16 protein-coding genes are annotated in these 19,386 nt (G+C 59.3%); 10 read left to right on the top strand and 6 right to left on the bottom strand.

Annotation, left to right across the window (positions count from 1 at the left end; genetic code table 11):
• Positions 1-43: 43 nt before the first annotated feature.
• Together ACN0TA_RS17945 and ACN0TA_RS17940 are read right to left on the bottom strand one after the other, a co-directional pair.
• A complete protein-coding gene (locus tag ACN0TA_RS17945; RefSeq protein WP_417585520.1) occupies positions 44-760 on the bottom strand; it encodes a hypothetical protein in 717 nt (238 codons plus the stop codon).
• Positions 757-1,758, bottom strand: a complete 1,002-nt coding sequence (locus tag ACN0TA_RS17940) for a helix-turn-helix transcriptional regulator (RefSeq protein WP_417585518.1) — start codon at positions 1,756-1,758, stop codon at positions 757-759. Before ACN0TA_RS17940 ends, ACN0TA_RS17945 begins: the two co-directional genes overlap by 4 nt.
• An 895-nt stretch (positions 1,759-2,653) precedes the next feature.
• Here ACN0TA_RS17940 and ACN0TA_RS17935 point away from each other — a divergent pair.
• Positions 2,654-3,397 (top strand): LuxR C-terminal-related transcriptional regulator, encoded by a 744-nt coding sequence (locus ACN0TA_RS17935; RefSeq protein ID WP_417585516.1) that lies wholly within the window; start codon positions 2,654-2,656, stop codon positions 3,395-3,397.
• 108 nt (positions 3,398-3,505) lie between these two features.
• Here ACN0TA_RS17935 and ACN0TA_RS17930 read toward each other — a convergent pair whose 3' ends face one another.
• The gene (locus ACN0TA_RS17930; RefSeq protein WP_417585514.1) at positions 3,506-4,744 is read right to left on the bottom strand and encodes a glycosyltransferase family 4 protein; all 1,239 of its coding nucleotides are present in this window, start codon (positions 4,742-4,744) and stop codon (positions 3,506-3,508) included.
• A gap of 316 nt (positions 4,745-5,060) precedes the next feature.
• Here ACN0TA_RS17930 and ACN0TA_RS17925 point away from each other — a divergent pair, with 316 nt between their 5' ends.
• Entirely contained in the window at positions 5,061-6,293 is a 1,233-nt protein-coding gene (locus ACN0TA_RS17925; protein ID WP_417585512.1) for a calcium-binding protein, read from the top strand.
• 23 nt (positions 6,294-6,316) lie between these two features.
• Here ACN0TA_RS17925 and ACN0TA_RS17920 read toward each other — a convergent pair whose 3' ends face one another.
• Positions 6,317-7,429, bottom strand: a complete 1,113-nt coding sequence (locus ACN0TA_RS17920; protein WP_417585510.1) for a polysaccharide biosynthesis/export family protein — start codon at positions 7,427-7,429, stop codon at positions 6,317-6,319.
• Positions 7,430-7,520: 91 nt separating this feature from the next.
• Between ACN0TA_RS17920 and ACN0TA_RS17915 the strand changes: the two genes are divergently transcribed.
• From ACN0TA_RS17915 to ACN0TA_RS17890, 6 genes are all read left to right on the top strand, one after another.
• Positions 7,521-8,384 (top strand): NAD-dependent epimerase/dehydratase family protein, encoded by an 864-nt coding sequence (locus ACN0TA_RS17915; protein ID WP_417585508.1) that lies wholly within the window; start codon positions 7,521-7,523, stop codon positions 8,382-8,384.
• A gap of 30 nt (positions 8,385-8,414) precedes the next feature.
• Positions 8,415-9,026 carry a sugar transferase gene (locus ACN0TA_RS17910; protein ID WP_417585506.1) on the top strand — a complete coding sequence of 204 codons (612 nt, stop codon included), beginning with the start codon at positions 8,415-8,417 and terminating at the stop codon, positions 9,024-9,026.
• A 360-nt stretch (positions 9,027-9,386) separates the two neighbouring features.
• Positions 9,387-11,351, top strand: a complete 1,965-nt coding sequence (locus tag ACN0TA_RS17905) for a polysaccharide biosynthesis protein (protein ID WP_417585504.1) — start codon at positions 9,387-9,389, stop codon at positions 11,349-11,351.
• Between the two features lie 111 nt (positions 11,352-11,462).
• Positions 11,463-13,658, top strand: a complete 2,196-nt coding sequence (locus tag ACN0TA_RS17900; protein ID WP_417585502.1) for a YjbH domain-containing protein — start codon at positions 11,463-11,465, stop codon at positions 13,656-13,658.
• A complete protein-coding gene (locus tag ACN0TA_RS17895) occupies positions 13,655-14,371 on the top strand; it encodes a YjbF family lipoprotein (RefSeq protein WP_417585500.1) in 717 nt (238 codons plus the stop codon). Before ACN0TA_RS17900 ends, ACN0TA_RS17895 begins: the two co-directional genes overlap by 4 nt.
• A gap of 204 nt (positions 14,372-14,575) precedes the next feature.
• The gene (locus ACN0TA_RS17890) at positions 14,576-14,878 is read left to right on the top strand and encodes a hypothetical protein (RefSeq protein WP_417585498.1); all 303 of its coding nucleotides are present in this window, start codon (positions 14,576-14,578) and stop codon (positions 14,876-14,878) included.
• A gap of 356 nt (positions 14,879-15,234) precedes the next feature.
• Here the strand turns inward: ACN0TA_RS17890 and ACN0TA_RS17885 are convergent, their stop codons facing one another.
• Entirely contained in the window at positions 15,235-16,884 is a 1,650-nt protein-coding gene (locus ACN0TA_RS17885) for a calcium-binding protein (RefSeq protein ID WP_417585496.1), read from the bottom strand.
• Positions 16,885-17,096: 212 nt separating this feature from the next.
• On the bottom strand, positions 17,097-18,068 hold the full coding sequence (locus ACN0TA_RS17880; protein WP_417585494.1) for a KpsF/GutQ family sugar-phosphate isomerase: 972 nt from the start codon (positions 18,066-18,068) through the stop codon (positions 17,097-17,099).
• Positions 18,069-18,464: 396 nt separating this feature from the next.
• Between ACN0TA_RS17880 and rfbC the strand changes: the two genes are divergently transcribed.
• Positions 18,465-19,013 carry a dTDP-4-dehydrorhamnose 3,5-epimerase gene (gene rfbC, locus ACN0TA_RS17875; RefSeq protein WP_417585492.1) on the top strand — a complete coding sequence of 183 codons (549 nt, stop codon included), beginning with the start codon at positions 18,465-18,467 and terminating at the stop codon, positions 19,011-19,013.
• Positions 19,014-19,021: 8 nt separating this feature from the next.
• Positions 19,022-19,386: acyltransferase family protein (locus tag ACN0TA_RS17870; RefSeq protein WP_417585490.1), on the top strand; the 365-nt coding region annotated here is incomplete at its 3' end.

The raw sequence follows: 19,386 nt of genomic DNA, 5'->3' as shown, positions 1-19,386 counted from the left end.
GCAGAGGTGCTCCGGGCAGAGCGGACCCCAGCCTGACGGGGTCTCAGCCGCCTGGAAACAGCCGCGCGTAGAGCGGCGCCAGACGATCAGCAATCTCAAGGGCCCAGGGCAGATCCCAAGCTCCGGCTGTTGCACCCAGAACGATCCCGACAGACAACGCCAGCCCAAGGCCGATTAAGGCGCGTATTCGTTGTGATCCATGCGATCGCTGCGTGGTCAGTCTGCTTGCCATTACTTCAGTCAACGCGGTCTTCAACACGGGCTCGAATTCGATTCGCAGCGCGCCTTCCATGCGGTTTACCGCCTCTTCCATCCAATCGATCCGGGCGCAGAGTTCCGCGCGGTCAGCAGCGGCTTTCTTTGCATGGATTTCACTGAGCCCGTCGTTCAATGTGGTGAACATCACGGCGATGCGCTTGTGCAACTCGACCAGATCGGAGCGGGCTGCCATCGGCAAACGATCACCAGTGAGCAGCTTGCCGAGGCGTTCAATGTCCTCAGTGGTCAATTGCAGCTGTGCGGGAGTGTCGACATTTAGTTTTGCCGCCGTATCGCCAGCCTGTCCATCGTGCGCGGATTTTGATGTGTGTTGTGGTCGAGTTGTTGGCTTCGTTGTGAGGTCTACAGGTGAGGTCTCTGTGCCGATGGCGGCTGATCCTGTACTCATTCCCTGGTTGGCGCTTGTCGAGCCGGTGTCAGCGCTTGCAAGAACGTCGGGGGCGGGACCTTGAAATAGGGCGGAATGCGCTGGCTTGTTCATGATGCTCTCCCCCAGGCCGCCTGCCACGTCAGCCGCTGCGCCATCTCGGCACGTCCTGCAACGTCCAGCTTGGCCAGAACCCGTTTGGCATAGGTGTTGAAGGTCTGCTCCTTGAGGCCGGCGATATGCGCGGCCTCACGGTTGGACAGTCCCAATTGCATCAGGGCCGCCACCCGGGCTTCGGTGGGAGACAGGCCCATCTTCTGCGCCATCATCTCGATCCGGGTGCGGTCCGGTTGGCAGGGCAGGATTGCCACCACCAAGGGCAGATCGGAGCGATCCGCCACATAGCGCGACAGCGAGACCGGCAGTCGCATCCCATCGCCTTTTTGCTGCAGGAACAGGATCAATTCCTGGGTGCTGCCCGCCGGTGGCGTCGGGGCCGAAACCGACTGGTTGCGGGCGCAGGGGTGCGTGGCTGTGAGACCTGCGCATTCGGCAACCGCCTCGTAAAACGCCCGGGTCTCGCTCCGATTGGCGCAGACCAACCGCCCCTGATCCAGTTGCAGCAGATGGCCGCGCTCAAGGAATTCACGCCCCGCTTCATTCTGGTCGAGCACCCGCCCCAACGGGTCAAGCACTAGAACCGCACTGTCGGTCTTTTGGGAAATGGTCCACAGCAAGGCGCCCTCGGTCGCCATGCGCCCTGCCTGTGCCCGCTCGCGCAGGCAATCCTCGCGCAGCACCGGCCAAAGCGCTGCCAAGATGTCACCGCAGTGCACATCATGTGGCCCGCCCGAAAGCCAAAGCGCGATCAGGTCGCTCTGACCATTACTAAAGCGGGCCTCAAACAGCGACCAACGGCCTGCCGTGCCACGCAACCGATCCGGCAGCGCATCCCCTTCGGGCAGGGCAAAATCCGCCTGCGGTGGATGGATCTCGGTCAAGGCAGCCAAGGCAGCCCTTTGCGCAGGACGCGCCTGCCGTACCGTCATCATCTGTTCTACTCTGTGAGTGGTGCTGATTTCAGAACGGGAAATCTCCGGATCCGTGGTCACCCACAGCGCCTGCCCACCGCAATTTATCTGCGCCAGAGCCGCAGAAGTAATGGAAGAGATCCGCCTTTTGAAAGCACGCGACAAAACAACTTGGTCCGTTCGAGGAACGGCCATACCCAAAACACTCATGTTGCCCCCCGGCATAACACAACGAATGGGTTGAGCGTAAACCCAATGAGAAAGCTCTCAAATCGGGCAGAAGGTGTAGGACAAGGGGGGTAATGCGCCTCAGAAGGTAAGGAATTCTTGACCCTAACTTCACGGCGGGAGTACCTCTGTTGGAGAGCCATTTGAGAGATTCGTATCTAAAGTGGCAATTCATCAACCTAAAATCTATTGAATTGAATTCAAATCCCTCTATGCGTGTGGCGTTGGGTGGGAAACAAATTGTTTCAACTTTCCCTGAGCCCTTTGTGATGCGGATTGAGAGGGTGTTTTTTGTTTTTAATGTCAGCAGCTTGACACTCCTTCGCAGACCTCTTGACCTGCGAAAAATTGCGAAAATTCACCAAAATTGAAAAAAATCACAATAAACTTACGTAGAGCTGTTGTACTCTTTAGGTGCGACCTCTGGTGCAAGCTAGAGGGATAGTTTCAGGCCCTGTGAAGGTAGATCAGGTTCATTTTTCAAGGTTTGGCTGTGATTTTGGCCAGTCTTTGAGGCGGGGGGACCCTGCTTTTACCGGCCTGGGGCGCGTGATGGTGAGTGCGCGCTAAGTAATCTGGGAACCCGCCGGGGCGGGCGTGTTGGGACAAGCGGATGTTGTTTGAAAGGGGACGCAAGTAAATTTGACGCCTTCGGCTTCGACCGAATGCGCCCGCTTTTGGCGGCTTTGTTGGTTTGTCCTGCTTCGTAAGAAATTCCTGTAGTTGTTTTGACGAGGGGAGGGAGTTTATGCCCTTGTATGTTGTTTCTGAAAGCAGACTTTTGCGGGACATGTTGCTGTCCACTTTTGAAAATAATGATTTTAAGGTTTCCGGGGCGCAGGATGCTTTGAGTGATCTGCCGGTTCTTTCGGATCAGGATCTGGTTGTGTTTCAATCTTCCGCATCAGAGGAGGATCTGATCCGCACAGCCAAAGATTTCCGTCAACGGCGGGCGCAGCCAAAGCTGATTGTTGTGAGTGACCAGCCGCTGTCCACGCCCGGGCAGAAAGAACTGGTGCCTTTGGCGCAAGCGGCGGTTCCGGCGGGTAAATCTGCAGCGGCTCTGTTGGCCGTGGTGCGGGTGGTGCGCAATGGCTACCGGATGTTGCCGATGGATATGGAGGAGCTGCCCGAACCCGCAGAAGTGGTCCGCGAGGGGGCACCGCTGCGCAATGGGGTGTCCCATCAGCCGCATCCAGCGGGGCGGCCAGAATTGGAGGCCGAGAAGCCCAGTGCCCTGACCTCCACCGCCGCGGCGGAGGCGGTGCTGGCGCATGTCACGGCGGCCGGCGAGACCCATGGCCTGTCGATGCGCGAACAGCTGATCTTGTCAAAGCTGCTGAAGGGGGCGACCAACAAGACCATCGCCAACGATCTCGGCATCTGCGAGGCGACAGTGAAGGTGCATCTGCGCACCTGTTATCGCAAGATTGGGGTGAAGAACCGAACCCAGGCCGCGATATGGGTCACCGAACAGATGCATGGCGCCTGACCCGCGCAGCGGGGGCGCCTTCCTCTCTGGCATCTACCAAAGAAAAGGCCTGCACCGGCATGCAGGCCTTTTCTTTCATGACTGCAACCGACCTCGCGCGCGCTGCCGTCAGCCTGGGATCGGGAGCTGTTTTTCGGCGGGCAGAAGCGCATTCATCTGGCGCAGATGCTCGGGCAGGCAGCGGGTCAGGAAGTCGTATTCTTTCACCACATGGGCGCGGGCATTGGGACCGATATGCGCGTAGGTGTCAGGCCGGGCCAGCACATCTGCAACCTGAGCGGCCAGCGCTTCGGGGTCGAAGAAGTCCACCAAAAGCCCGGTCTCGCCATGGCTGATCGCCTCGCGAACCGGATCCACATCTGCAGCCACCACGGTGGCCTGTAGCGCCATGGACTCGAGCAGCGACCAGCTCAGCACGAAGGGCATGGTCAGATAGATATGGCAGCTTGAAATCTGGATGATCCGGCAGAGGTCATCATAGGGCACGCGGCCGAGGAAATGCACCCGGCTCCAGTCGACGCGATCTCCGACCTCGGCCTCCATCTCGCCGCGCAAGCCGCCGGGATGATCGCTCTCGCGGCCATAAGAGGTTTCATTGCCCCCGATCATCAAGACCCGCGCATTGGGGCGGGCCGCCTGGAGCGCGGGCAGGGCCCGCATCATCACATGAAATCCGCGTGCCCGCTCCATATTGCGGGCCACATAGGTTACCACCTCGTCGGCCCGGGTCAAAGGGTGCTCCAGCCGTCCCAGCGTCACAGAGGCCTGCGGGTTCGGATGCAGCCGGTCGGTGCGAATGCCGTCATGACAGACATACATGCGGTCGTGAAAGTTCTTGGGGAAGCGATCGCGTTGCCAATAGGTCGGGGTATGGCCCTGGTCGACCACCTCCATGTTCACCAGCGGCACGACATTGCGGGCGCGGTTGAAATAGGGGGTCTGGGCATTGGGCGTCGCCTCGGGATCAAACCCCACCAGCCCGCCCTGCATACGGTAGTAATATTCAAAGAAGCCAATGATCGGCACATCCGGCCAAAGTTCCTTGAGAAAGGTCATCTCGCCCCAGCCGGTATGGCCGAGAATGATATCGGGGCGGAAACCGGTCTCCGCCTCGTATTTTTGCAGGGCCTGCACCGCGCCAAAGCCGACACCGGCGGCCCGTTCCCATTCCTTGGACAGGCCAAAGGCGTCGTTGGCGGGCGTATGGAAAGGGCGATAAATCAGCGCGGTGATACCGGTCATCCTGATGTCATCGCGCTGGGTGAGAAACACGATCTCATGGCGACCGCCGTCCGGTGCTTCCTGCGCGGCGAGCCAAGGCGCCAGTTCGCGGTACTGGCCGGGCATGTTCTGATGGATAAACAGAATCTTCATGGATGTGACACTGTCCGACCCTCCGCACGCGCGCAAGCCTCACGGTTCATCAGTGCTCTTATTCGTGTAAGGGGTGTGGCAGGCAAGAGGCGCTCTCCCAGAGATCACTATCATTTTTGCCGCCAGGTCAAGGCGGGTATTCCCGCCTTGGCCCCGCCCCCCCCCCTCCTACTGTGCCCGCATTCAGATTTAAGACCTGCTCTTTGACAAGAGCGGTAGGCCTTTTGACCCCTGTCCTGAACCACGGGTCAAAAGGGTTTTTGTGTTCAGGTGTTAAGGGGGAATTTGAATGGCACGTATGACTTGGTTTGATGGCAATCAGGGCGCTTACGGGTATCTGAACATAAGTAACTTTGATGTTCAAAAAGCAACGGAAGGGGCGCTTATCGCCACCTACAATGGACGTGAAGGGCCACAGGACGACACCCAGACGCCCGCACGCTTCAAGATGATCTTGGAGGAGGCAACCCTAAGTGAGGATGGCAATGGCGATCCTTATTACTCTGGCGGAGTGATTAAGAAGATCATTTGGTATAACTCCGCTGGAGATATCACGCATCAAGCGACAGGTTTGAGTTTGGATCTGAACCTAGCTTGGACATTCTTGTTTCGCGACAATGATCGCGGCTTCCGTCACATGCTGTTTGAGCAGGTCGACACCTTTATTGGGGCCGACGACAGCATGAACGAGCCTGATGATTGGGATGGCGAGGACATTACAACCGGTCAAAGGGACGATACGGTTCTGGCCATGGGGGGGGATGATTACATCAAGGACCTTGGTGGTAGCGACCATTATGACGGTGGGGATGGCTTTGACGCTGTCAGCTATGACGAAGTGTTTTGGAACCCGCATCTGGGCAATATGGGCATTGATGCTGATTTGCGGGCGGGCACTGTGATCGGCCCCGATGGCAATACAGATACTTTGGTCAGTATTGAAATCCTGCGCGGCACTCATTTCGATGATGTGATCCGAGGGGATGGTGGCGAATACAATTCGTTTCGAGGGCTGCGTGGCGATGACACGATCAATGGTCGGGGTGGCATTGACGAGGTGCGCTATGATCGAGATGTGCGATATGGCGGCACAAATGGCGTTGAGGTGGACCTCAAGGCAGGTACAGCAACCGATGGCTTTGGAGATACCGACACGCTGATGAATATCGAGCGCGTGCGCGGTTCCGACTACGATGACGTGTTGCGCGACGATGCGGGGGATAACCGGCTGCGCGGGAACGCCGGCAATGACACGCTTTGTGCCTCGCAGGGCAATGATGAGCTGCAAGGCGGTGATGGTGCCGATGTGTTCCAGTTCAAGACCAAAAACTTTGGCTCTGACGTGATCTGGGATTTCGAGATCGGCACCGACAAGATCGAGATCCTGGCCGCCAAGCGTTTTGGTCAGTTGACCATCGAGGATGATGGCAATGGCAATGCTCTGGTGTCCTTTGGCGAGAACACGGTGCATCTCGACTATATTTCCGCCGACGACCTCAGCCGCAGCGATTTCTTGTTCTGAGACAGCCTGTCTGAGCTTTGTCTTCAGCCGCCAATACGGCTGAAGACACCAAAGAAGTTGCCCACGATATTGGACACGGTGAGCGCATCATTGATCGGGCTTTCGGTGGCCATGACCAGATCACCGGGCTGGATCTTGAACTGCCGGGCTGAAAACAGCCCATCTGCCGAGGACAGGTCCAGGGTGAAGACCACACGGGTGCGGCGCGGGCCGCGCACGCCCGGGGCCACGGCGGCGGCCGGGTATTCGCGCAGCACCAAAAGCCCCTTGGGATCGGCCTTTGAATCCTGCAATCCACCAGAGATCGCCATCGCATCCATGGCCGAGACCTCATCCTTGGTGAAGATATGCAGGTCCTCGCGACCGGTGGCGCCAAAGGAGAGGAAATACCGTTCGTCTTCCTCGACAAAGATCCGGTCTCCGCCATGGAGACGGGTGTCGAGGCTGGGCTTGTCCAGCAATTGCTGCACCGAGGTGCCGTAGATATTGCGCCCGCGCACAAGGCGGATCTGCGGGTTGTTCATGCCGGCGCTGATGCCGCCGCCGGCCGCGATGAGCCCCATCACCGAATAGTTGCGATCCGGCATCGGATAGCTGCCGGGACGGATCACACCGGAGACCAGATCAACAGAGTTGTTGCGCCCCTCGGTCATGTTGAACTGCACCTGCGCCGAGGGCACGATGTTCTCAAGCGCGACCTGCAGTTTCTCGCGGGCCAGATCCGGGGTCAGCCCGCCGATCGAGACGCTGCCCACATAGGGCATGAAGATGTCTCCATTGACGGAGACCACCATGTCTTGCAGCTGCACCACTTTCTGTTCCGGGGCGGTCAGCAGCGAATTGTCATTGCTGTCCCAGACCGCAATGCTGACCCGGTCACCGGGTTGGAGCACCTGTGTCTTTGGACCTTGGCTGGCGCCGAGCCAGGGCAGGCGGGGCTCTTGGCTCGGAGCGGGCCATTGGGTCACGGTTGGCAAAAAGGCGCGGGTCACCGGGTAGACCGCGAAATCTGCGGCTTCGCCCTTGGTCTCGCGCAGGACCTCCTCGCTGGCTGGCGCGCCGCCAGGCAAGCGGGAACAGGCAGCAGGCAGAAAGGCCAAGCCGAGAGCGGCCAGTAGGGGCAGAATGGGGCGCATTGCCGGTCCTGTTCAGTCAAAGTCTTTTGCGTTTTCGCGTCCCGCAAGATACTGGCGATCCCGCAAGGGTCAACTGAAAGGGGGGCCGCCCATGCGCTTTCCTGCCACCGTCGTCATGGGGGCCACAGGCCGGATCGGACGGCTGCTGCATTTCATGTGGTCCGCCGACCCGTCAGCGGACCGCTCTGTGACCTGGCAAGGGCGGGTGCGACCTGCCTGGGACACTGGAGAATGGTGCCTGTGCGACCCGCTGATCGACCCCGGTCCCTTGGCGCAGAGGGCCATGCAGGCGCAACAGATCCTCTGTCTGGCCGGCGTGGTGCCCGGGCAGGGGAGGGATCTGGACGACAATATCGCTCTGGGCTTGGCTGCCGTGCAAGCGGCCCGCCCTGGCGCGCGGGTGCTGCTGGCCTCTTCGGCGGCGGTCTATGGCGCGGCCCCTTCGCCGCTGCACGAAGACAATCCGCCCACACCGGCCCAAGGCTATGGGCGCGCCAAGGCCGAGATGGAGGCGCGCGCCGCCGACCTGGGGGCCGCGCGCGGTGTCTCGGTCTGCGCGCTGCGGATCGGCAATATCGCCGGCTTTGATGCGGCGCTCGGCGGCTGGCGGGCTGGCTTTGGTCTTGACCGCTTTGCCGATGGGCAGACGCCCCGGCGCAGTTATATCGGCGTTGCCACCCTAGCCCGGGTGTTTGAACACCTGCTGTGCTTGCCCGATCTGCCGCCGGTGCTGAACATTGCCCAGCCCGCACCAGTGGCGATGGGTGCGCTGCTCGACGCCGCAGACCGCTCTTGGCAGGCCCGGCCCGCGCCGCCGAGTGCCATTCCCGAGGTTACGCTTGACGTCACCCGGCTGCAGCGGCTTTTACCGCCAGAGGCGTTGCCGCCTGCCACCGCCACCGGATTGGTGGCCGAATGGTCCGCTGTAAAAGACGCCTGGTCCATCGCCCCCTGACAGGAAAGAGTACGGAAAGGATCCATCACCATGACCTGGGACAAGAGGCTGTTTGATCTCTTCTTTGCCACCCTTCTGGTGGTGATCCTTGGCCCCATTCTGCTTGGGCTCCTGATCTGGCTCCTGATCAAGGAGGGGCGCCCGATTTTCTATGTGGCCGAGCGGATGAAAGGCGTCGACCAGCCGTTCCAGCTCTGGAAACTCCGAACCATGACCGTGGTGACAGAGGACAGCGGCGTTTCCGGCGGCGACAAGGCGGCGCGGGTGACCAAGACCGGCGCCTGGCTGCGCGGCAAGCGATTGGATGAGTTTCCGCAGCTGTGGAATATCCTGAAGGGCGATCTGTCCTTTGTCGGGCCGCGCCCGCCCCTGCGGCAATATGTGGAGGCCCATCCGGAGCTCTATGCCGAGGTGCTGAAATCGCGCCCCGGGGTGACCGGCATTGCCTCGATTACCTATCACAAACACGAAGCCATGCTCCTCGATCGCTGCAACACGCCGGAGGAGACCCATGCGGTCTATTCGCGGATCTGCGTGCCGGCCAAGGCGCGGCTCGATCTGATTTACCAGCGCCATCAGTCCATGTGCTACGACTTTGACCTGGTGTTCCAGACCATCGGCAATCTGTTCCGCCGTCGCTGATTCCCACACCGGGCTGCTTGTCTTGCGGTGCTGCTTGATAATCGGGCAGGTTGGCAGAAAATTGCGCGCGAGCAAGCAGCTTGCAACCTTCGGTTTTGGCGGGACTTATTTGCCCTTCACGACAACTGCGAAAATTTTGCGCATTTGCCGCACTGTGGTCTTTTGAAAATCAGAGCAAACCACGTTAGGGTAAACGTGACATTTCAACAGTACATCCTTTTTGGGGTCCCCTGTCTGTCGCGACCATGACATGGGAACCTGTCGCAAAGATGCGGCACTTGCATTCGAGCTGTCGGTCAGGGTTGGATTACCCCTTCTGACCGGGCACAAGAGGACAGATCAGACAACAGCTCTACTTCAGTGGAGCATATCGACGGTGGACTGGAACAGGTCTCCCGCACGCAGGCATCAGGACGAGGCACTTTGATCTACAAGCTCATCAGCAGCATGTCCCGGGCTCACAAGGCCTATGTGTTTCTGGCCATGGACCTTCTTTTGCTGCCTCTGTCCCTGCTGTGTACCTATATGCTGCAACCGCTGCCGCTGTCGTCGCTTGCGACTTTGGGGCAGGCGCTGCCGATTTTGCCCTATGTTCTCGGGGTGACAGCCCTGGTGTCCTTCTGGCTCGGGCTGCCGCAGATCAAACTTGCCGCCTATGAACGTCATGCGGTGGGGCTGACCGCGCTGGTGGCGCTGGCGGCCACCATGATGGAAGCGGTGCTCTGCGCCATTTTCGGGCCACAGGTGCCGCCGGGCACCCATGTGATCTTTGGCATCACTTATTTCCTGATCCTGATGAGCGCGCGGGCCATCGCCTATCAAGTGGTGCTGGCGATATATCGCCGCGCCCGGCCGCGCCGTCAGGTGTTGATCTATGGCGCCGGCAATACCGGCACCCAGCTGGCTCAGGCGCTCAAGGCGCATGACGGGATCGATCCCGTTGCCTTTGTCGACGACAACAAATCCCTGCAAGGCATGACCTTGGTCGGGCTGCAGGTCTATTCCCCCGCCCGTATTGCCGATCTGGTCGAGAGCCGTGATGTGAAACGGGTGCTGCTGGCCATGCCCTCCCAAAGCCAGCCGAAACAAGCGCAGATCATTCAGCGCCTGCAGCGCATGGGGCTTGAAGTGCAGGCGCTGCCTTCCTTTGCTCAGCTCATTGGTGAGGAAGCCCTGGTTGACAAGCTGACCCCGGTGTCGCCGCAGAACTTCCTGCGCCGTGCCTCTCGCGATGTGTCGCTCAAAATGGCTGCGGGCTCCTATGCGAATCGGGTGGTGCTGGTCTCTGGCGCCGGGGGGTCTATCGGCTCGGAACTCTGCCGACAGGTTCTGGCCTGTCGCCCGACCAAACTGGTGCTTTATGAGTTGTCGGAGCTGGCGCTCTATACCATCCACCAAGAACTCAGCCAGCAACTCGAAGGCACAGGCATTGATCTTGTGCCGGTGCTCGGCTCGGTCACCGATCTGCGTCAGGTGCGCCGGGTGCTGGAACGCCATCAGGTGCAGGTTGTGCTGCATGCTGCGGCTTACAAACATGTGCCCCTAGTCGAGGCCAATCCGCTGCCTGGTCTGGCAAATAACGTCTTTGGCACCCAGACGCTGGCCCGCGCCGCAGTGGATTTCGGGGTGGAGCGTTTTATCCTGATCTCTTCGGACAAGGCGGTGCGCCCGACCAATGTGATGGGCGCCTCCAAGCGCATGGCAGAGCTGATCGTACAGGATCTCGCCTCCCGTTCGGGGCCGAATGGCGATGGCACCGTGGGGGAGACTATCTTCACCATGGTGCGCTTTGGCAATGTGCTCGGCTCTTCGGGCTCGGTGATCCCGCTGTTTCAGGAGCAGATCAGCCGCGGCGGACCGGTCACCGTCACCGACCCGCGCGTCAAACGCTATTTCATGACAATCCGTGAAGCGGTGCAGCTGGTCTTGCAGGCAGGGGCCGAGGCGCAGGGTGGCGAGGTCTTTGTGCTTGATATGGGTGAGCCGGTCTCCATCCTGCAGTTGGCGCGACAGGTGATCGAGGCGGCGGGCTATTCGGTGCGCGATGAGGCCCACCCCGATGGCGATATCGCCATCGATATCATTGGATTGCGCCCCGGCGAGAAGCTGGAAGAAGAACTAACTCTTTGCTCAAAACTGCTCACAACCGGTCATCCCAAGATCTTTTGCGCCCGCGAAGCGGTGCTGTCACAAATCGAAGTAGCCGCCCTGCTGCGGGCCCTGCGCCAAGCGGTGGCCGCAGGGGATGACGTAGGCGCACGACAGGTCATCACCCGCTGGGTGGAGGGCTATGTGCGTCCGAAGGCGGATCGCAAGACGTCCTGAAGCCACAGTCAGACCGTGCTGTTTATCAAACACTCTATCGGCGTTGATCGTCCCATCCGCATCGGGCAATAACTGGATCAGTAACACCCTAAAAAGGGCAGCGGGACAGCAATGACGAAAGATATCTCATCCGTGACACAGCATCGGACCTCGCAGTTGTGCGCCCGGTCCGTGCTGCATGCAGGATTGGTGCTGTCCATGCTCTGGGCCACACCGCTTTGCGCGGCGGATAAGAACCCTGAGGGCTTTGCTTGGCCCAGCACCCCGAGCCTGAACTTTTATGGCAGTCCCGGCCTCATAGACATGCCAAGCGCCGAGATGATGCCAGATGCGCAATTCGCGCCCTCTGTCAGTCATTTTGCCGGGCAGACACGAATGAACCTGCAGTTCCAGGCTCTGCCTTGGATGTCGGTTTCCTTCCGCTACAACGCCTTGCTGAACCAGAACCCCACTACGCTATTCTACGGGTTTGAGACCTATTACGACCGAAACTTTGACGTGCGTTTTCGCCTATGGGACGAAGGTAGCTATCGGCCTTCCGTGGTGGTGGGTTTGCAGGACTTCGCGGGCACCGGCCTGTTTGGCGCCGAATATGTGGTGGCCACCAAGACTTTTAATCCTGAAGTACTGCCCGGACGGCTGAAATTTACCGCCGGTCTGGGCTGGGGGCGCTTTGGCAGCCATGGGGCCATCGCGACCTACGGGCGCCGAGGCCGCTTTCAGGGCGACACCGGTGGAGAACTGTCCTTTGACCAATGGTTCCGAGGGGATATTGCTCCCTTCGCGGGTTTGGAATGGACCTACGGGAAATGGGGTGTAAAGGCGGAATATTCTTCGGACGCCTATACAACAGAGACCCGCGAACTGCAGGCGTTCGAGCGGCGTTCCTCGCTGAACTTTGGGGTGGAATACCAGCGCTCCCGCCAACTGCGGCTCGGGGCCTATTACCTATACGGTACGGAATTCGGGCTCACCGCACAGCTGCAGCTGAACCCTCGCCACCCCGCCACCCGCACCCAACTCTCCGCCCCGATTCCGGTGGTGCCGCGTAGCACTTGGGCACCGGATGAGGCACAGTGGAGCCCGAATTGGGCCGAGAGCCGCGACACGCGTGTGCAGGTTCGCAATCTGCTCGCCGAAGCCCTGCGCAGCGAAGGCCTGGTGCTGGAAAGCGTGACCCTTGAGGGCACTGTCGCCGAAGCCCGGATCCGCAACCAAAAGTTCCGGTCGCATACTTTGGCGGTCGGGCGTACGGCACGGGCAATGTCGCGCACCCTGCCGCCCTCTGTCGAGACCTTCCGCATCGTGCCGGTGTTCCGAGGTCAGGGCTTGTCGACGGTAGAGCTGCGCCGCTCCGATCTTGAGGCACTGGAATTCACGCCAGCCTCTTCCGATGCGATTTGGGCGGTCACCGCTGTTGAGCGGGCCGGGCCGCCTGCGCAGAACGCGCTGCTTTCTGAGGAGCTCTATCCCGATTTTGGCACCACGGTCAGCCCCTATGCCTCGCCTTCCTATTTTGACCCAACGCTGCCGTTCCGCCTCGATGTTGGGGTGAGTTTTGGGGCGAGCTACACGCCGGCGCCCGGTTGGCGTATCTCAGGCGCGATCAACCAGCGCCTCTGGGGCAACGTCACTGGTGGAAGACGGTACCCGTCCAAATTGCAGCCCGTCCGGACCGATTTCCACGAGTACGCCCGCTATGACACCACGCTCAACAATCTTTATGTGGAGCGTCGCTGGCAACCCGGCCCCGATTTTCATGCGCGGGCAACGGCGGGATATTTGGAAGCCATGTATGCTGGCGTCTCAGGGGAAGTGCTGTGGAAACCTGTGGACAGCCCACTCGCCTTCGGCCTTGAGATGAACTACGTGCGCCAGCGGGATTACAACCAGCAATTCGGGTTCCTAGATTATAGTGTGCTGACGGGCCATGCATCGGCTTACCTGGAGCTACCCAAGAACTACGAGTTCCAAGTCGATGCCGGTCGATATTTGGCGGGCGATGTCGGCGCTTCATTTAGCTTGGTCCGTCACTTCAACAACGGTTGGAAATTGGGGGCCTTCTTTACCATTACCGATGTCTCTGCAGAAGATTTCGGTGAAGGATCCTTTGACAAGGGTATCATCCTGAGTATTCCGCTCGGCTGGCTGCTCGGCAAGGAAAGCCGCACCGGTTATGGCCTAGTGATCCGCCCGGTGCAGCGAGACGGCGGGCAGCGGGTTGCGGTGCCTGGGCGTCTTTATGAAACCATTCGCGATACCCATCAAAAGAGCCTGTCAGATCAACGTGCGAGGTTCTGGGAATGAGAAGCGCCCTGTTCTTATCCTCTCTCCTGCGGCCCTTGACCATGGGAGGGCTGGCGCTGGTGATGCTGGCCGGATGTGCCACTGGTCCCGAGACGGCCTCTCTGGAGGTGCAGATCGGCACGGTGGTGCGCGATGAGGTCCGCCGCCGCATCAACAAGTCCAAGGCTCCGCAACCCCCTGTGCTGACGCGGGCATTGCTTGATACCATTCAAGAGCCGCATGTGGAGGTGGTAATCGAAGAGGTGGATCTGCGCGACTATCTGACCCTGCAGGTGCGACGCCAGGATGATCAACCCGGACAGATAGAAGTCTGGCGCACGGTGGACAACATCACCTTCAGCTTTCGGGACGGCATGTTGATATCGACCCGCGGCCTGCGTGGCACACTGTTGTCGGCAGAGGTTCCAGCAGATGGAGAAGGCGGCATGGGCCCGGCACGAGGGGGCGGGCGCCTTTATGAGGTCCGCGCTGGTGACAGCGATTCTTGGTCCATTCGCTTGGCCTGCGATTTGGAGGATCTGGGAGAGGAACAGCTGGAAATCGTAGAGCAGACCTATACCACCCGCCATCTACGTGAACAGTGCATCGGAGAGATGGGTGGCAGGATCGTCAATGACTACTGGATTGATTCTCGCAGCGGCAGATTGTGGCAGTCACGGCAATGGGCGGGTCCTGCAGTCGGGTACATTCGCACCCGCCAGGTTGTGATATGATGACAAAATGATGACACTTCGAGCGATCAATTGCCTTCAGGCATCAAGTTAGGACCTTTTCCCAGCGTTTTTTAAGCAACGGGCAAATAAAAACGGAAAAGCAACTCAAAGCCGGGTATGGCTATCGTTGAAACGAGAGTCCGACTGCACTACTGTCTCTCTCAAGGAATAGACACATCTCCAACGTCTCTACAGGAGTAAGTTATGAAGAATATTATTGCAGTTTCCGCGCTGGCTATCATCGCCGCAACTGGCGCATTTGCTCAAGCGACCGGTGGTGAAGCCGGCGCGGCAGCCGCAGGTGGCGGCGCGGGCGCGGGCGCAGGAGCAGGTCTGGGTCTCGGTGTTGGCGGCTTGGGTGCCGCAGGTATTGCAGCAGGTGTAATTGCCGCAGCCGTTGTTGTCGGCGTTGTCACCAACGAGGACAATGCGGATGGTTCCGGCTCTGGTTCCGGCTCTGGTTCCGGCTCGGGTTCCGGCTCAGGTTCTGGTTCGGGCACCAACTAAGCCACACATCTTCAGTTAAGATATGCCCCCCGCGCTGTAAGAGCACGGGGGGCTTTAATTTAAACGGTAGTCCGGCAGGGCTCTCTGTCTCTGCGACGCTGTCCTGAAAGGGCAAGCTCTATCATACTCAATCCAGCTGTACGCTACACAGGTGATCCGCGAGCGAGAGCGCCTGCTTAGCTATCGACAACCTACTAGCCCGCATGCTGGAAAGAGCGCATATCAAAGAGCACCGACAAGCTGAGCTAGTGCCGATCATAATACCTCGCAGACTGGCTCGCGGGAAAGAGACCCCGCCTGAGTCGCGAACGACAGGCAGGGCCATAAGTCAGTTTGGTTGCAAAGCAACCTGAGTATCAGAATAGGAAGTCGTCCGCGCTCAGATCATTCAAATCCACATCCAGCAGGCGCATCTTGTCACCATTGTCATCAACAATCAGGACATCGTCGCCCTTTTGCTCCATGTGGTTATTCACCAAGTCGCGGAAATTGCGGATTCCATCGGCTTCGTCAAGATCCACCGCATCAGTGCCAGCCTTGAAGTCGGTGACCCGATCATTCCCCGAGCTGAAGACAAAGACATCCGCTGCGCCGCCACCGGTCAACACATCGTTGCCCTCTTCACCTGCAAGCGTATCGCGGCCACCACCGCCACTCAGAGTGTCGTTCCCACCACGGCCGTAGAACGCGTTATTACCGCTGTCTCCTTTAATCACATCGTCATCGTCGCGCGATCCGGTCACGTTTTCGACGTTGCTGATCTTGTGCTTGAAATCGTCACCTCGCCAAACACCTTTGGCGATCCCTTTGGCTAGGTCCACGTTGACAGCTTCAACACCGTTGCGGTCATAGCGTAGCGTATCCGTCCCAGCGCCGGCATCCAGCGTATCGGTACCAGCCATCAGGATGAAACGCTCATTCGCATCGGACCCGACAACCCTATCATCAAACATGCTGGTGCGAAGTTCAGTGATATGACCATCTCCTTTTAGCCGGTCGCTACCGCTAAGACCGTCGTCATTGATCCGCCCTTTATCGAGGCGTGCCACTACGCCGCTTACAGAAAGACGGTAGTCCAAACGGATTGTGCCGGTACTCTGACCAATTACAAAAGTGTCGTCGCCTCCGCCCCCTCCGAGGCCAAGCCAGCCATCATCTGCCACCGTGATACGGAAAGTATCGTCAGAAGAAGTACCGCCAACACTTAGTCCATCCGCTAGCATCGGGTTGGCGACATCAATAATTTTGGTGGAGCCGTTGATGCCTTTATTGACCTTGCCCGTATTGGCATTGCCATCAATCGAGACCACGATACCTTCATCAAGGTCGGAGTGACTGATATCGACATAGCCGACCTCGACTTTCGACAGGCGGATTTTGTCTTTCCCGGCGCCGGCCTGTACTAGGTCACCTTCAAAGTCAGTATTATCCTTGGGGTCCAGCAAGTCGTTGCCCAGGCCACCAATCAGTTCATCATAACCATTGGTGCCGATCAACACATCGTTCTCGGTTGCATCCGCGAACACATCGACCAATGGGATATCGACGCTTGGTGCATAATCGCCCGAAGCCACATCCACGCCGGTGATCTGGTTGTTATCGAAGTTGTTCCACTTGTTCAGCGTGTTGATCGTCGGCAGCGCAGCGCCATCAATGTAGAAGACATGCATCTTATTGACGGTCCCAAACGCACCACTGTCGACGTCGATCTCCTCAATCACCAGCACAACCGTGGTGCGGGGCGTGCCATTGTCGTTCCAGCTGACCTCGTAGACACCGTCTTCGGTATCGCCAAAACCGGACCCATTGATGGTCGGCACCCCGCCATCGACCGTGATATCGGCCAAATCGGCCTCGTCACCGCCATCCGGATGAGGGTAGGTAGTATAGCTGAAAGTCGTAGTGCCGTCCGGCGCATAAAGTTTCAGTTCGGTATCGGTCTCAATGGCGACAGCATCGTTCTCGCCCCAAACAACCGTAAAGCCCGTAGATGTATATGTGGTCATCTGTTCCTCTGTGCACAAATACTCAGGAAGCGCTGTCACCCTCGACTCCCGCGCATCTGGCGCAGATTAGATCATGACAGCTGAATGTGGCGAGTATGCAATTTACGACCTTTGGGAGTAAGCCTTTTTCTGCGCCTCACAGGTCACAAATAACTCTCTCAAAAGGCGAGTTTCCCCACCCTCCCCCTGTCGCCCGTTCCGGAGAAGGGCCGTTAGGCCACTCCAGCGCGCAGGCAATCGTGGATATGCAGCAGTCCGGCGACCCGGTCCTCGCCATCCAGCACAAAGAGCGCAGAGATCTTCTTGGTGTTCATCACATGCAGCGCTTCGGAGGCCAAGGTGCCTTGCCGCACCACTTGCGGCGCACGTGTCGCCACCGCCCCGGCCGTTTTCTCCATCAACCCGTCCATGTTCCGACGCAGGTCACCGTCGGTAATGATGCCGGCCAGCCGCCCGTCCTCAACGAGGCCGGCAAGGCCGAACCCCTTGGCCGTCATGGTGAGGAGCGCCTCGCTCATCGGGGTCTGTGGGCCGACCAGCGGCAGCGCCTCGCCCCGGTGCATCAAGCCATCCACCGGCATCAGCTGGGCGCCAAGCTTGCCACCAGGGTGGAAACGCTGGAAATCCTCGCGCTCAAACCCGCGCCGCGCCATCAAGGCCACCGCCAAAGCATCGCCAATCGCAAGGGTCGCCGTGGTGGAGGTGGTGGGAGCCATGCCGATCCCGCAGGCTTCCGGCGCATCCGGCAGCAACAGCGCCACATCCGCCTGGCTTGCCAGCGTGCTCTCTGCCCGCCGCGTGATCGCGATGAGCGGGATGCCAAAGCGGCGGCTGTATGTGATGATATCGGCCAGCTCCGTGGTCTCGCCGGAATTGGAAATCACAAGACACACATCGCGGGCGGTGACCATACCCAGGTCCCCATGGCTCGCCTCGGTGGCATGAACAAATTGCGCAGGCGTACCGGTGGAGGCAAATGTGGCGGCGATTTTATTGCCGATATGGCCGGATTTCCCAACGCCGGAGACAATCACCCGCCCCTCCATCCCTTCCAGGATTTCGAGCGCCTTCAGGTGGCTGTCACCCAAGCCAGTGGCCATCAGGCGCAGCGCCTCGGCTTCGGTGGTCAACACCCGGGCCATTTCGGCAAGGGTTTCATCTCGGGTCATCGGGCGAGGTGTCATCGGGCAGGCTCCGGCAGGCGCGGTTTGAGCTACGCCCGCGCCGGGCGCGGGGCGATTTGAACTTGCTTTTTAAGCGCTTCACAAGCCGCTGACCAGAGAGCCTTGCCGTCGACACATCAGAGATGTTTGCAGAACACAGGAGGGAAATAAACAAGCCCCAGCTCGCCACTCTAAGTTTGCGCCTCATAAAAGTCGATAACCACCGATATCAATAAGTTAACAAAAACTCGACAACCCCCATTTGCTGACAGTAACAGTCAGCAAATGTTAGAAGATGTTAGAAAAAGTTAGAGGCTACAAGAAGTGTATCGCCGCCAGAACCCCGTAGATTGAACCTCAAGCTTGCCATATTGCGTTCTTAGGAATGCAATCCTTAGAACCTGAAAGGCCCCACCCGTGCAGATCGAAGAGACCTCCCTCCCCGATGTCAAGATCCTGACCCCCGCCCGTTTTGGCGATGCGCGTGGCTTTTTCAGCGAGAGCTGGAACCGCAAGCGGATGGCCGAACAGGGGCTCGATTACGATTTCGTGCAGGACAACCATTCGATCTCGGCCGAGGCGGGCACCATTCGCGGGCTGCATTATCAGGCGCCGCCCCATGCGCAGGATAAGCTGGTGCGCTGCGGGCAGGGGGCCTTGTTTGATGTGGCCGTCGATATCCGCAAAGGCTCGCCCACCTATGGACAGTGGATCGGGGTGGAACTGTCGGCAGAAAACGGACGCCAGCTCTTGGTGCCCAAAGGGTTTTTGCACGGATTCCTGTCGCTAAAGCCCCATACCGAGATCCTGTATAAATGCACCGACTATTACGCGCCTGACTGCGATGGCGGCGTGCGCTGGGACAGCTGCGGGATCGACTGGGCCTTCGACGGCACCCCGATCCTGTCGGAAAAAGACGCCAAGGCTCCGCCGTTGGCCGCCTTCGACAGCCCCTTCACCTATTAAAGCCGCCGATGTCCCACGCCGCTGACAGCCCAGCCTCTCTCGCCCATCGCGCCTATCTGGCGCGCAGCCGCTTTGGCGCCTTGGACGGGCTGCGGGCCTTGGCGATTGCGGCGGTGCTGGTGCATCACAGCGCCCTGGCCGAAGTGCATGGCCCCTGGTCGCGCGGCTTTCTCGGCGTGGATCTGTTCTTTGTCATCTCTGGCTTTTTGATCACCACGCTGCTGGTGCGGGAGTGGGATCGAGAGGGGCGGATTTCCCTGCGCGGGTTTTACTGGCGGCGGATCTTGCGCATCCTGCCGCTCTATTACCTCTTGGTCACGGTGATGGGCCTCTATGCGGTGTTTGTGACGGGGGCCGAGGGGATGGCGCGGCT

Origin of the sequence: Pelagibacterium sp., assembly GCF_048264985.1 — a bacterium.
In the GTDB taxonomy this organism is placed as follows: Bacteria; Pseudomonadota; Alphaproteobacteria; order Rhizobiales; family Devosiaceae; genus Pelagibacterium.
This window is presented reverse-complemented; position numbering and strand designations above follow the sequence as displayed.